Source organism: uncultured Eudoraea sp., from assembly GCF_947258525.1.
Classification (GTDB): domain Bacteria; phylum Bacteroidota; class Bacteroidia; order Flavobacteriales; family Flavobacteriaceae; genus Eudoraea.
This window is the reverse complement of the sequence record NZ_CAMYIP010000051.1, coordinates 63,336-77,313: the sequence shown is the minus strand read 5'-3', so window position 1 is coordinate 77,313 and position 13,978 is coordinate 63,336. Positions and strand designations below refer to the sequence as shown.

At 36.5% G+C, this 13,978-nt stretch carries 15 protein-coding genes; 12 read left to right on the top strand and 3 right to left on the bottom strand.

What is annotated here, in order from left to right:
- Positions 1–240 precede the first annotated feature (240 nt).
- The 4 genes from Q0X89_RS04150 to Q0X89_RS04135 all read left to right on the top strand — a co-directional run bounded on the left by Q0X89_RS04150 (position 241) and on the right by Q0X89_RS04135 (position 4,693).
- Positions 241–993, top strand: coding sequence for a carboxypeptidase-like regulatory domain-containing protein (locus tag Q0X89_RS04150; RefSeq protein ID WP_297691426.1), 753 nt, complete (start codon positions 241–243; stop codon positions 991–993).
- Positions 980–1,762 carry a carboxypeptidase-like regulatory domain-containing protein gene (locus tag Q0X89_RS04145; protein ID WP_297691424.1) on the top strand — a complete coding sequence of 261 codons (783 nt, stop codon included), beginning with the start codon at positions 980–982 and terminating at the stop codon, positions 1,760–1,762. The genes Q0X89_RS04150 and Q0X89_RS04145 overlap by 14 nt, the downstream gene beginning before the upstream one ends.
- 60 nt (positions 1,763–1,822) lie before the next feature.
- Complete coding sequence (locus Q0X89_RS04140; protein WP_297691422.1) at positions 1,823–2,320, top strand: DUF6702 family protein; 498 nt, start codon at positions 1,823–1,825, stop codon at positions 2,318–2,320.
- Positions 2,321–2,383: 63 nt separating this feature from the next.
- Complete coding sequence (locus tag Q0X89_RS04135; RefSeq protein ID WP_297691420.1) at positions 2,384–4,693, top strand: M1 family metallopeptidase; 2,310 nt, start codon at positions 2,384–2,386, stop codon at positions 4,691–4,693.
- Positions 4,694–4,782: 89 nt separating this feature from the next.
- On the opposite strand, the gene Q0X89_RS04130 is transcribed toward Q0X89_RS04135, so the two are convergent.
- Complete coding sequence (locus Q0X89_RS04130; protein ID WP_297691418.1) at positions 4,783–5,526, bottom strand: hypothetical protein; 744 nt, start codon at positions 5,524–5,526, stop codon at positions 4,783–4,785.
- A 420-nt stretch (positions 5,527–5,946) separates the two neighbouring features.
- On the opposite strand from Q0X89_RS04130, the gene Q0X89_RS04125 reads away from it, so the two are divergent.
- Positions 5,947–6,228 carry a twin-arginine translocase TatA/TatE family subunit gene (locus tag Q0X89_RS04125; protein WP_297691416.1) on the top strand — a complete coding sequence of 94 codons (282 nt, stop codon included), beginning with the start codon at positions 5,947–5,949 and terminating at the stop codon, positions 6,226–6,228.
- An 8-nt stretch (positions 6,229–6,236) separates the two neighbouring features.
- On the top strand, positions 6,237–6,797 hold the full coding sequence (locus tag Q0X89_RS04120; protein ID WP_297691414.1) for a phosphatase PAP2 family protein: 561 nt from the start codon (positions 6,237–6,239) through the stop codon (positions 6,795–6,797).
- On the opposite strand, the gene Q0X89_RS04115 is transcribed toward Q0X89_RS04120, so the two are convergent.
- Positions 6,775–7,416: an O-methyltransferase gene (locus Q0X89_RS04115; RefSeq protein WP_297691412.1), complete on the bottom strand. Its 642-nt coding sequence runs from the start codon at positions 7,414–7,416 to the stop codon at positions 6,775–6,777. The genes Q0X89_RS04120 and Q0X89_RS04115 overlap by 23 nt on opposite strands.
- Before the next feature lie 63 nt (positions 7,417–7,479).
- Between Q0X89_RS04115 and Q0X89_RS04110 the strand changes: the two genes are divergently transcribed.
- The 4 genes from Q0X89_RS04110 to Q0X89_RS04095 all read left to right on the top strand — a co-directional run bounded on the left by Q0X89_RS04110 (position 7,480) and on the right by Q0X89_RS04095 (position 10,957).
- Positions 7,480–7,944, top strand: a complete 465-nt coding sequence (locus tag Q0X89_RS04110) for a GNAT family N-acetyltransferase (RefSeq protein ID WP_297691410.1) — start codon at positions 7,480–7,482, stop codon at positions 7,942–7,944.
- A 69-nt stretch (positions 7,945–8,013) separates the two neighbouring features.
- Positions 8,014–9,300, top strand: coding sequence for a kynureninase (gene kynU / locus Q0X89_RS04105; RefSeq protein WP_297691408.1), 1,287 nt, complete (start codon positions 8,014–8,016; stop codon positions 9,298–9,300).
- A gap of 60 nt (positions 9,301–9,360) precedes the next feature.
- Positions 9,361–9,765: a VOC family protein gene (locus Q0X89_RS04100; protein WP_297691406.1), complete on the top strand. Its 405-nt coding sequence runs from the start codon at positions 9,361–9,363 to the stop codon at positions 9,763–9,765.
- Positions 9,766–9,799: 34 nt separating this feature from the next.
- Entirely contained in the window at positions 9,800–10,957 is a 1,158-nt protein-coding gene (locus Q0X89_RS04095; RefSeq protein WP_297691403.1) for an MFS transporter, read from the top strand.
- Between the two features lie 7 nt (positions 10,958–10,964).
- On the opposite strand, the gene Q0X89_RS04090 is transcribed toward Q0X89_RS04095, so the two are convergent.
- Positions 10,965–11,639 carry a hypothetical protein gene (locus Q0X89_RS04090; RefSeq protein ID WP_297691401.1) on the bottom strand — a complete coding sequence of 225 codons (675 nt, stop codon included), beginning with the start codon at positions 11,637–11,639 and terminating at the stop codon, positions 10,965–10,967.
- Positions 11,640–11,758: 119 nt separating this feature from the next.
- Between Q0X89_RS04090 and Q0X89_RS04085 the strand changes: the two genes are divergently transcribed.
- Positions 11,759–12,307, top strand: coding sequence for a ClpP family protease (locus Q0X89_RS04085; RefSeq protein ID WP_297691399.1), 549 nt, complete (start codon positions 11,759–11,761; stop codon positions 12,305–12,307).
- Positions 12,308–12,612: 305 nt separating this feature from the next.
- On the top strand, positions 12,613–13,962 hold the full coding sequence (locus Q0X89_RS04080; RefSeq protein ID WP_297691397.1) for an NAD(P)/FAD-dependent oxidoreductase: 1,350 nt from the start codon (positions 12,613–12,615) through the stop codon (positions 13,960–13,962).
- Positions 13,963–13,978 lie beyond the last annotated feature (16 nt).

The following is a 13,978-nucleotide window of genomic DNA, read 5'->3' as shown; positions in this document are numbered from 1 at the left end:
TATATCCACATTTAGCTAACTTTATACTCCAAAATACTCGATTATGGGGTAAAAGGATATGTTCTAAGGTTTAACAGCCCAATTTATCTTATAAGACTGTATTTGTTGTGCATGTCAGCTATAGAATTTTAGGCCGTTTGTTCAGAAATTAACAAAAGTTTTATGACGTCAAATTTTTTTATGACAAGAACATACATTTTCTTTATAATTTAGATGATATTATATTCAAGACAGTTATCTATGAATTTCAAATTACTTTTTCTTTTTGCAATATTTTGTATTTCCATAGGTAACTCCCAGAGTGATGAACGTGTTATTTTGCGCGGTCAGGTTCTTTACAGAAATTCACTTGTACCCAATGAAAATGTAATTAATAGCACTTCTCAGAGAGCTACAATTACAAATGATAAAGGCGAATTTGCTATCCGGGTAAAGTTAAATGATGAAATAGTTTTTACTTCTGTAAACTATCAGATAGAAGTGGTTAAAATAACACAACAAATTTTGGATAATAATCGGTTGGTGGTTGAAGTTAATGAGAAGGTTACACAACTTGATGAGGTTGTGGTGAGTCCTGAAAATCAACAGAAATTCCTCGAGCTTCAAAATGAAGAATTCAAAAAATTTGAGTATGAAACAGACCAGTCCACGGAAGTTGTAAATATTGCAGAGGACAAAGTAACCCGTGGTATTATGAGAGATGGGATTAATTTTGTGAATATATTTAAGGCCCTGGTGAATACCAAAAAAGACCAACCGGACGAAGATCGGGAACCTTTAAAGGTTAGTGAAGTTTTACGGCTGGTATATGACGATGAGTTCTTTGTCTTAGATCTCAAAATACCTCAGGATCAAATAGACGCCTTTTTAATCTATTGTGATGAAAAAATTCCACCCCGATCCTTATTAAAAAAGGACAATGAGTTTGAACTCATTGAATTTTTAGTTGTGCAGAGTAATATCTTCTTAAAACAGATGAATGCTAAGGAATAAGAAATTTTTCCTATTGTGTTTTCTAATTGTTACAAGTGCTTCAGCGCAAAACGTTTTTTTTTACAAATTAGAAGGTAAAGTCACAAATCTAAATACGCGAATAGCAGACATACATGTTATAAATACCTCTTCAAACAGAGCTACTATTACAGACTCGGAAGGGTTCTTTGCAATTGCAGCCAGACTTAATGACACAATCCTGTTCTCTGCAGTACAATACAAACGTATGACCCTGGTGGTTACAAGGGCAATGCTCGAGAGCAGTTCTATAACTGTACCCTTAGAAGAATTTATCAATGAATTGGATGAAGTGGTAGTCCGGCCATATAATTTATCGGGTGATCTGAGCAGGGACATGAATAGCTTAAAGACGGATAAAGTCTATGTGGCAGCTACTTTAGGACTGCCAAATGCCTATGTTAAGCCAATAACTCAGGCCGAGCGAAAACTGCATGAAGCTACTACAGGAGGTGGCCTGGTACCTCTGAACCCCATTATGAATGCCATTTCCGGGAGGACAAAATATCTTAAGAAAGTTTTGGCTTCACAAGAAAAATATGCACGCACAATGAGAGTGCGGGAGTATTATGCCGATTCTTTATTCGTTAAATACCTCAAAATACCTGAGAACAAAATAGAGGACTTCATGTATTATTGCGAAGTGGATAACGCTTTCAGTTCAGTAGTAGACAGCCATGATAAACTTAAAATCTGGGAATACCTTAAATTGCGAAGCAATGCCTACTTAAGGGAGGCGACTGAAGAATAATTTTTACTCATGGCACGAAGCTTGCACAACTATACTATGAATTCTTATAAAAAATGGCTAATGCGCTCAAGTTTATTGCTCATCATATTACCTCTTTTTGCATTTTCAATAATGCATAAGTTTTACGTGAGCGTAACCAATATTCAATATTCGAAAGAGGATAATTCTCTCCAAATTACCAGCCGGATTTTTATTGATGACCTGGAAAATGTCTTAGAAGAGCGCTATGGTGTAGAAATTAATTTGGCTACGGCGAAGGAATCAGAAGAGGCAAATTTTTATATTGAAAAATATATGCGGTCTAAATTGGTAATAAGTGCAGATGGCGAAAACAAGGCTTTCGTGTTTTTGGGGAAGAAATACGATAATGACTTAATTATTTGTTATTTGGAAATTGAGGACATTGATCTGCCTAGTCGCAAAACATTAAAGGTTGAAAATGATATTCTTACAGATTTATTTGAAGAACAACAGAATATAGTGCACTTCAGAATAAGTGGTAAAAAGAAGAGTTTTGTTTTGGTAAAGGAAAATAATAAAGGTTTGTTAAACTTGTAACATTTTGAACTGCAAACAGTTGAAAAATTTTAAATTCGCAAATTCTAAATAGAATTCAACTACATGAAAAATCTACATTGTTCCCTCACTGCCTTATTGTGTTTTGTTGTCACTTTGAGTTTTGCACAACAGGATGTCGCAAAAGAAAGAGAACCTGGTCATACCAATCAAAGTAAATTTAAACAGCTTTACGAGGAATTTGCAACTCCCAATACATACCGGTCTGCTTCCGGAACACCGGGTCCCGACTATTATCAGCAACAGGCAGACTATAAGATCGATATTGAATTAGATGATACGAACGCCAAGATTTATGGAGAAGAAACCATTACTTATTTTAACAATTCTCCGGATGATTTGGAATACCTCTGGCTTCAATTAGATCAGAATGTGCGGGCAAAAAATTCGAAAGCTCCACTGAGAGATGAAAGTGAACTATCCATTGCCTACAGCACAGATAATTTTGTTAAGAATCTAATGCCAAAATCTTTTGACGGCGGTTTTAATATTGAATTTGTTAAAGATGCCAATGGCAGAAGCCTGCCTTTTACCATAAATGAGACTATGATGAGAATAGATCTTCCTCAGCATCTCAAAAGTGGCGCTCAGGTTTCATTTTCAATAAAATGGTGGTATAATATTGTAGATCATACCATAGACAGGGCTCGATCTGGCTATGAGTATTTTGCCAAAGACGGCAACAGATCCTATGTAATAGCTCAATTTTTTCCAAGGATGGCCGTTTACAGTGATGTAGAGGGATGGCAGAATTATCAGTTTTGGGGTAGGGGAGAATTTGCCCTTCCTTTTGGGAATTATGAAGTAAATATTACTGTTCCGGCAGATCACATTTTAGATGCAACCGGAGAACTTACGAACAGGAAAGAAGTATTTTCCAGGGAAATGATGCGGCGCTATGAGCAGGCAAAAAAGTCTTATGACAAGCCGGTTCTGATAGTAACCCAGGAAGAGGCGGAACAGGCTGAAAAAGGATTTTCCCAGGAGAAAAAGACCTGGAAATTCAAAGCCCAGAATGTAAGGGATTTTGGGTTTGCCACTTCCAGGAAATTTATCTGGGATATGCAAGCAGTTAAAATTGGGAGCAAGGATGTCATGGCAGTTTCTCTTTATCCCAAAGAGGGGAATCCGCTATGGGAAGAATTTTCTACCAAAGCTGTGGCAAGTACTTTAAAATCCTATTCATCGCATACATTTGACTATCCCTATCACAAGGCTATTTCCGTACATGCCAAAAGACAAGGAATGGAATATCCTATGATTTGTTGGAATTATGGAAGGCCTGAGGAAGATGGAACTTATTCTGACCGTGTAAAATTCGGGATGATCAGTGTAATTATTCATGAGGTTGGACATAATTTTTTCCCAATGATCGTGAATTCTGATGAACGTCAGTGGGGTTGGATGGATGAAGGCCTGGATACTTTTATGCAGTATATTGCCGAACAGGAGTTTGGAGAGGAATACCCTGAGGTTATAGCACCTAACAAAGCATATCCTTCCAGAAGAGGGGCACCGGCAAAGATAGTACCTTATATGAGTGGTGACCAATCTACAATATCACCTATAATGTCCAATCCGGAAAACGTGTTCCAATTGGGGCCAAACGCCTATGCAAAACCTGCTACGGCCCTCAATATACTTCGTGAAACCATAATGGGGAAGGAATTATTCGATCATGCTTTTAAAACGTATGCCCAGAGATGGAAGTTCAAACATCCCACACCAGAGGATTTCTTCAGGACTATGGAAGACGCTTCGGCAGTAGATCTCGACTGGTATTGGAGAAGTTGGTTTTATACTACAGATTATGTAGATATTGGTATAAAAGGAGTTAAAAAGTATTTTGTGAGTGATAAGCCATCAAAGAAAATGAAAGAATATATGGCTTCGAGAGGACTATCAGAAGCAAATTTTCCACCATTGGTTTACCTTGTGGATGAAGAAAGTGAAGATTTTGAAGAAGGTCTTAAGGGCAAAGCACCTTCAGAAACTTCGCAGACTTTGAAGGAATATATGATGGATAATATGACGGCACAGGAACGCGCTCAGATGGAAGAGCCAAAATATTTTTATGAGGTTGTTTTTAATAAACCGGGTGGCATACCAATGCCTATAATTGTTGAATATACGTATGCCGATGGTTCAAAGGAAAATGTAACATATCCACCGCAAATTTGGAGGAAAAATGATCAGGAATTTAAACGGGTTATTTCGTCTGAAAAAGAACTTGTTGGAATTGTTGTAGATCCAAAATTAGAAACAGCAGATATTGACTCAAGTAATAATTCCTGGCCCAAAAAGGAACAGCAATCTGAATTTGAGCAGTTTAAACAAGACATAAAGGGAAAATAACTTTTACACTTTAAGAGTGTTACAAGCCTGGAAAGGTAAAATACAAACAGATGCCCCGGCCTGATTAAATGGACGGGGCATTTTCTTTTTCAGACTTCAGAATTTAGATATTCAACAAACTTCATAAGATCTTCCTTAATCGTTAATTTAATTTTATTCTGCTTGATAAAGTCTTTGATATCCGAAGCCTTCTCCTGACCAAAAAGTTGTGCTAATTCTTTTTTTGATGGTTTAAAATAAACAGGAAATTCATTGTCAGTAGAAAGAAAATATTCATACTTATCTTCAAATTTTGGTGGATAGCTTGGGTGCATTGAGGTAGCTGCCTTTTTACCTTCCTTATAAATCTTCGACTTTCTTTGATATAGAATATATTTTTGTGATGCATTCAACCTAATCAAATAGCCCTCTTGTATTACACCTTTTTGATTGATGTATTTGGCATATACGAATTTTTCACTATCAATATCACAGCTAAGCGACATGCTTTTATATACAGATTCCATCTTATCACTTCCGGCTCTCTGTATTTCTACCTCATCGCTGAAAGCATTGTAGCGCATTGGATAGTTACCATATATTTTGTTTAAATAATATATGTTCCCGGAGATGAATTCCTCATTGTAATAGGGAGAGCCTTCAATACTGGAAACATCCAGGTTTTGGTTGCCTTTTGCCAATTGAGACTTATTTGCAGCATTTAACCATTTTAGCACAGCATCGTTCTCGAGTGGGCTTCTGGCAACACTTCCCGTACCTGGAGAATTCTGTTGACTCAAAAGAATTTGTGTATTTAAAAAGAGACTTATGGTAATAAAAAGGGCAATTTTCATGGATAAAATAATTTGTTGATGAGCAAATTACAAAGAAGCGTTTAAGAAATAAAAAATTTTAACTGTACATAGAGGAAATAGCTATAATTTCCGGTAGTCATGGAGAAGACATTTCACTTATTGTCAGGAATTGGTTTATTGAGCTCCATTAAATATTAATCTTTGCGTTAGAATTATCAATATAAGACTTACACAGGACCGACTGTATTTATTTCGAAATATTTTTGTTAAATCTGATTTTTGAACTAAAAATCTATATTGGATTTCTAACTTAATCCCTTTTTTTGGATCAGGTAATAAAAATTTATACCTTTTGGTTGTATCTTTTCATACAACTAAATGAAGTTCTTTGTCGTTAATATTAAATAGATGACTTAGACAAGTATAAAAAACGACCCAAAACTTAACTATATTTGTAGTATGCAAGCAATGGTTTTTTTATTTATCAGCGGAGCCGAAATATTTTTTATCATGTTTATAGTGGTAATGGTTTTTGGGGCAGATAAAATTCCGGGAATAGCCAAAGGCCTGGGCAAAGGTATGCGACAGTTAAGGGATGCCACCGATGACATTAAGAGAGAAATTCAAAAAAGCGCTGAAAAGCAAGGGATTGATACCAGTTTTACTGACGATATAAAAGATGAAATCGAGAAAGTAAAAAAAGGTGTAGACGATGTTACCGGTACAATCAAGCGTAAATAAGGAGTTTTATGCTCAAGCATCTTCTGGATTGGGATAGAAATACTTTCATATATCTAAATAACCTGGGGACAGAAAGTTATGATTTATTTTGGGTGATGGTGACCAATATAACCTCCTGGATACCGCTTTATATTCTACTTTTCGCATTAATTTTTCTTAAGTACCCCAAAAAGGAAGCTTTCTTCATTACTTGTACAATTATCCTGCTTTTAATATGTGTCTTAGGTCTTACCGATATTACCAAGACATATTTTGAACGTCTAAGGCCTAATAATGACATTGAAATCAATTCCATCATCAGAATTCTAAAAAACCCTCCGGATTATAGTTTTTTTTCGGGTCATGCCTCCTCATCCTTCTCACTTGCTACTATATTTTGTTTATTTCTTAGAAAAAAGTTTGCAATTATCTGGTTGCTTTTTCTTTGGCCTTTTCTATTTGCCTATAGCAGAATATATGTTGGGGTCCATTATCCATTGGATATTTTAACAGGTGCCGCACTAGGCACTCTTTTGGGTATTTTGTTTTTTATGTTTTATCGTAAGTTCATAGAACCCTACATAGTGTAAGTCCGTCTCTTATGGATAATAGAACAGTTTCTATCCTTGGATCGTTTTTAAGTTTTTTATTGTAAGCGAGAAGGTTTCTTGTTACAAGATCTTTCTTATCCAGTCGTTCAATTACTTTTCCCGACCAGAGTACATTATCCGTTAATATGATACTTCCGGGTTTTGTCTTCTTAATCACAGCTTCGAAATAGGCATCATACATCTTTTTTTCAGCGTCTATAAAAACCAGGTCAAAAATCTGATCCAAAGCTGGAATAATTTTCAATGCATCCCCTGTATGTTGAATTATCTTATCCCCAAATCCGCTTCGGTTAAAATATTTACGCTGTATTTCTGAAAGTTCTTCATTGATGTCAATCGTATGGAGTAAGCCGTCATCTGGCAACCCTTCGGCGAGGCAAATAGCGGAATAGCCGGTATATGTGCCAATTTCCAAAATCCTTCTTGGACGAATTATCTTTGAAAGCATACTAAGAACCCTGCCCTGATAATGTCCTGTAATCATTCTGGGCTGCACTACCTTTAAATGTGTCTCGCGGGTTAATTCACTCAAAATTTCGGGCTCATTTTCAGAATGCTGTGTGATGTAATTTTCCAAAGATTCCGGAAGAAAATGCATAAATCCTTTTTGGTAAAAATATGGATTTATATACTATCTTACCGTTAAATTAGTGCAATAAGCATGGATGAAATAACCATTAGAAACGCCACATTATCTGATTTGGATGTGCTTTTGGCTTTTGAACAGGAATTAATTAAGGCTGAACGTCCTTTTGATAAAACCATTCGCAGAGATCCCGTATGTTACTACGATTTAAAAGGTATGATTTTGGATAAGGATGTCGCCGTCGTTGTTGCTGAAATAAATAACACCATAGTTAGCTGTGGCGCTGCTGTTATCAAGCAGGCAAGATCTTACTTAGATCATAAGGAGTATGCCAATTTTGGTTTCATGTTTACACTTCCGGCCTTCAGGGGTATGGGAATTAATAAAAAGATTTTAGATTCCCTGAGGACGTGGTCAAAATCAAAAGGATACAATGAAATGCGTCTCACGGTTTACTCAGATAATATTCCTGCAATAAAAGCATATGAGAAAGCTGGGTTTGTAAGTCATATCCTTGAAATGAGAATACCTGAAACCTAAGCAGAGCATAGATAATTTAATCAAAGCTTTCTTTTAAATGGATATTGTACTTTTGCTTAAAAATTAGCGATGCCATTTCAAAATACATTATCCTACGCTAAAGAATTAGATAGGATTGATCCTCTCCAAAAATTCAGGGATAGATTTTACTTTCCTCAATTTAATGGCAAAAATGTAATTTATTTTACGGGTAACTCTTTAGGTCTTCAACCTAAAAATGCAAAAGATTTTGTAGATGAAGTGATGGAAGACTGGAAGAATTTGGCTGTAGAAGGGCATTTTCATTCAAATAAACCATGGTGGGACTACCACGAAAGACTGGCAAAACCATTAGCAAAGATAATTGGAGCTAAACCTGAAGAGGTATCCGTAATGAATACACTTACTGTAAACCTGCATCTTTTGATGGTTTCTTTTTACAGGCCTACCAAAAAACGCTATAAAATATTATGTGAAGAGAAAGCCTTTCCATCAGATCAGTATATGCTTCAAAGCCAGGTGCGTTTTCACGGTTTTGATCCAAAAGATGCTATCGTTGAAGTTTCCAAGCGTCCTGGTGAACATCACTGGAATACTAATGATATTATTGAAAAGATAAATGAAATTGGAGATGAATTAGCGCTCGTAATGCTGGGAGGTGTAAATTATTACAACGGACAGGTTTTTGATATGAAAGCCATAACCAGTGCGGGTAAATCTGTTGATGCCATTGTAGGTTGGGATTTGGCGCATGCTGCAGGGAATATTGACTTAAAATTACATGACTGGAATTGTGATTTTGCCGCATGGTGCAGCTATAAGTATATGAACAGTGGACCGGGAAATGCCTCCGGGATTTTTATTCACGAAAAACACTTGGGTAAGGAAAACATTCCAAGATTTGAAGGATGGTGGGGGACGAGTAAAGAGACCCGGTTTTTAATGAAGCAGGAATTTGAACCTATCGCAACAGCCGATGCGTGGCAATTGAGTAATCCCCCTGTATTGGCATTGGCCCCATACCTGGCTTCTTTAGTACTCTTTGAAGAAGTGGGAATGGAAGCTTTAATTGAAAAACGGAACAAAATAGTCTCTTATCTTGAGTTTATCTTAAGCGAAATAGATAATGATGTGGACAGTACTTTTGAAATTATTACTCCAGCCGAAAGAGGATGTCAGCTTTCTGTATTGCTTCATGGAGAGGGGCGGTCCTTATATGATTATTTGATGCAAAACGGTGTGATAACAGATTGGCGCGAGCCTAACGTTATAAGGCTTGCTCCGGCTCCTTTTTATTGTAGTTTTGAAGATATGTATAACTTCGGACAGATTTTAAAAACCGGGATACTTAGTAGAGCTGGTAATAGGATAAGCTGATTTGATAAAAGCCACTATTGATGGTTTAAAGAGGTCTTCCGGAATATTTTATATTATCCAATGAAAATTGAGCATGTTGCCATATGGACCGAAAAACTTGAATTACTTAAGGATTTCTATGTTACTTATTTTGGAGCTAAAGCCAATACCCAATATTATAATCCCCAAAAAAAGTTTCAGAGTTACTTTCTGACTTTTGATTCCGGGTCAAGATTAGAACTTATGCATAGGCCCGATATACCAAAAAACACTAATGATAGAGTGGATAAACAGCATTTAGGAATTATACATTTGGCCTTTGGAGTGGAAAGTATGTCTGAAGTTGATAAAAAGGCTGCGGAGTTGAAAAAAGATGGTTACAGGGTAATTAGTGGTCCAAGAAAAACCGGAGATGGATATTATGAATTTGAAACCTTGGATCCGGATAATAATCGTTTAGAAGTATCTGCCTTGTTTATCGAATGATTGTATATTTTTGGCCTTTATTAGAAGGCAACTTATGAGATCCCTTAGATTAATCCTAACCAATCCCAGATATTTTGGCCCGGCCTGGGTTTTTGCCAGTTTAAATATTTTATTTGGCACGTGGGCCATCTATATACCATCGGTGAAAGAAGATCTCGGGATTAATAAAGCTACTCTGGGGATAGCTATTTTTTTTCTCTCACTGGGTGTTTTCACTATTTTTCCAATAGCATCAAAAATCATTAACAAAATCGGGGTTGGAAGGGCCACCTTCGTTGGATTAATTCTGAGCTGTATTGCGGCTTTGTTTCCACTGCTGGCACCAGGTTTTCTTAGCCTTGCCACGGCACTTTTTTTATTCGGAGCTACCAATGGCTTTACAGATATCTCTATGAATACCCTGGTTACGGAGATTGAAAAAGAAGACAGACAAAAATTTATGTCTGCCTCCCATGGTTTTTTTAGTCTTGGAGGTGTTTTAGCAGGGCTTGGCAGTTTTTTGATTCCTGTTCTGGACAATAGGGGATTGCACATGCTTTTTGCAGTGTTACTTGTTCTTACAGTAAACTTTATGTTTTATCGAAGATATCATAAAGTCGTAGCCGCCCCTATTGAAAAGGAGGGCTTTAGTTTCAGAAATTTTAAACCACTAATGCTAATTGGGCTTGTCTCGTTCGTTATTATGGGTAGTGAAGGTGCCATTGTTGACTGGAGCGGATTATTTTTAAAAGAAGTTAGCTTGGCACCAGTAGCCTTATGGGGAGCAGGATTTTTGGGATTTCAGGTATTTATGACTCTGGGGCGTTTTCTAGGTGATGCCATTAGTTCCAGAATAGGATCAGTCAGGATAGTGGCTTTAGGATCTTTTATTGCAATTGTTGGATATTTATTGGTACTAACAACAGAGATGTATTTGTCAATTACGGGGTTTGCCCTTACTGGTCTCGGTTTTTCTGTCATTGTTCCCGAATTATTCAGAATTGGAGGTAATGTAAAGGGAGTAGAATCTTCCCAGGGTGTAGCTTTTATTGCCGGGACAGGATATTCGGGTTTTCTTGTGGGGCCTGTGATTCTGGGTTTTATAGCCGAACAATTCTCATTAAGTCTAAGTTTTATTAGTCTAATGATTTGTTCTGTTGCTGTGTTAGTAGCAACTTTGCTCTTAAAAAGAAAACAACCGGATAAAGGCTAGTGACGAATTATTTTACCTGAATATTTGTAAAATACAATTTAAAATTCCCTTCCGCATTTATATGGCTCTTTGAAATATTCAATCCATTTAATTCTATATACTCTTCCCATGTGGTAGAAAGATTGGGCTCTTTTTGATTTGCTTTCCGAAATGACCATTCCTTGATGATATAATCATCTTCAAAATAAAAGTCATACGCATCGCCAGGGGTATAACCTCCTTCACTGCTATAAACTATGGTTAGTTTTTTCATCGGGGTTTTTGAAATCGGAGCTTCTGCTTTTTCTGATACTTCATAGCTGTAACCGCCATTGTCCCAAAACAGGTTAAAAGGAGCTAAAAACCAATATTTGTCATTAATGAAGCTGGCATCAACTTTGGCAATTGTACTATCTATCTCACTGCGGTTATAAGTAACTGTATCTCCTTGGGAGATTCTGGTAACCTCATTTTTTTGAATATTCCATATCCAGCCCCTCTCAAAATGTGTGGTATCCCGGTCTACATTAAAGGCAAACCTTATTTCTTCCACATTTTTCCAATTCTTTATACCGTGCGCATAGGCTATTTTTTCAGGAACGGTTAGTTCGATATTTTTTGAATCTGCATCTTTTTTTTGCTCGGTTTTGCAACTGAAAAGAGACACCAATGTAAGTATAACCAGAAAGTGTAAAAATCTCATAATAAAGTTTTTTCAAATATAACAGCTTTTCAATTCTTAAAAGGTAATATTACGTGACTTTATTGGGGTAATAAATCCCAATAAAATGATTAATTTTGATTTTTAACAAAAAGGAAAAAATGAGTAACAAAAAGGGAAAAGTACAAGAAGCCATTGATGAAAAGTTATTGGAGGACAGGAAAGTATTTCTATGGGGTATGGTTGATGATGATTCTGCAAAACATGTAATTGATCGTTTATTATATCTTGATATGCAGAACAATAAGGAAATACAATTGGTAATAAATAGTCCGGGCGGCTATGTAACCTCTGGTTTTGCTATTTATGATACTATTAAATCATTAAAGAGTCCGGTCTCCACCGTTTGCAGTGGATTAGCGGCTTCTATGGGTTCTATTCTCCTCTCGGTTGGTAAGAAAGGCCGACGTTTTATACAGCCTCATGCACGTGTGATGATCCACCAGCCAAGTGGCGGAGCAAGAGGTCAGGCTTCGAATATTGAAATCCAGGCCAAAGAAATAATCAAGACAAAAGAGATAGGAGCTAAAATACTGGCTGAAAACTGTGGGCAAACTTATGAAAAGATCCTAAAGGACTTCAACCGTGATTATTGGATGGGTGCAGAAGAATCCATTGAATATGGAATTGTGGATGCCATTTTAGAATAGGAGCTACTACTTTAACAGAAAAAGACCTTCATAGATTATAAGATGAAGGTCTTTAAAAATATATATGGACGCCTAGGCGGAAAATTTTATTTTCTATATATACGAAGAACACCCTCTGAAAAGATCTTTTTTTAAGAAAAAAATGATGAACTATGTTTTTATTTCTAAGCAGAAATAGGTCTTGAATACCCTTAAGTAATTTATATACCATTTATTGTTTTAGTGACTGCTTGTCATCATAACTACATAGAAACTTAATTTTAGTACATTTACCTTTAAACCAAACCATTCTGCAGGCTTTAATTATGAGGCAAACTCCAAAAGATATTGCTATTATAGGATCCGGATTAATTGGATCTTTATTAGCCATATATCTCAAAAGGCTGGGGCATAAAATTACGGTGTTTGACCGTCGGCCTGATATCAGGACCATTGAATTTTCGGGACGTTCCATAAACCTTGCAATGAGTGATAGAGGTTGGAAAGCTTTGGCCGAAGTAGGAATTGAAAAGGAGATAAAGAAAATTGCTATACCCCTTTATAAAAGGGCAATGCACGTAAATGGCAAGCCAGTTTATTTTCAGAAATACGGCAAGGAAGAAGAAGCAATCTGGTCTATTTCCAGAGGGTCACTGAACAGAAAGATGATTGATCTTGCTGAAAATGCAGGGGTTATTTTCAGATTTAACGAAAAAGTCTGGGATATTGATTTACCTGAAGCCCAATTGTATACCGGGGCAACGGAAAAAGGGGAATGGAAAGCATATAATTATGACATTGTCTTCGGATGTGATGGGGCATTTTCCAGAATTCGCCACAAAATGCAACGAAGAAGCCGCTTTGATTATTCACAGGATTTTTTAGAAGTTGGCTATAAAGAGCTCACTATTCTACCTAATGATGATGGTACGCACAAACTAGAAAAAAACTCCTTTCATATCTGGCCCAGAGGAAATTTTATGTTTATTGCAATGCCAAATCAGGATGGTAGTTTTACCTGTACATTATTTTTGCCATTTGAAGGTGAAGTTTCTTTTGAGAATATAAATACCAAAACCAAGGCAAGAGAATTTTTTAAAACCCATTTTCCCGATGTAATTAAAGAAATAGACAACCTGGCTGAAGACTTTTTTAAAAACCCGACCAGTGCCATGGTTACCATGAAATGCTATCCATGGACCTATTGGGATAAGGTTGCTCTTGTCGGGGATTCTGCGCATGCCATAGTTCCCTTTTACGGGCAAGGCATGAATGCGGGTTTTGAGGACATCTATATTTTAAATGATTTAATTTCCCAATATGGGAATGATTGGGAGCGTATTTTTCAGGAGTATCAGAAGAAAAGAAAACCAGATGCTGATGCTATAGCCGAGTTGAGCTACAGAAATTTTGTAGAAATGAGCAGCAAAACTGCGGATCCGCTTTTTTTGCTACAAAAGAAAATAGAAAAACACTTTGCTGAAAAATACCCGGACAAATGGATTCCGGTATACTCGAGGGTTACATTCTCTGATCAGCCTTATTCAGATGCATTAGCCATAGGTGATGAGCAGGAAAAAATAATGGAAAAGGTTATGCAATTACCAAATATTGAACTTATATGGGATAGCCTGGAGGTAGAAGAAAAAATATTAGAGTTACTTGAAAAGAATTAATTTATTTATACATCTA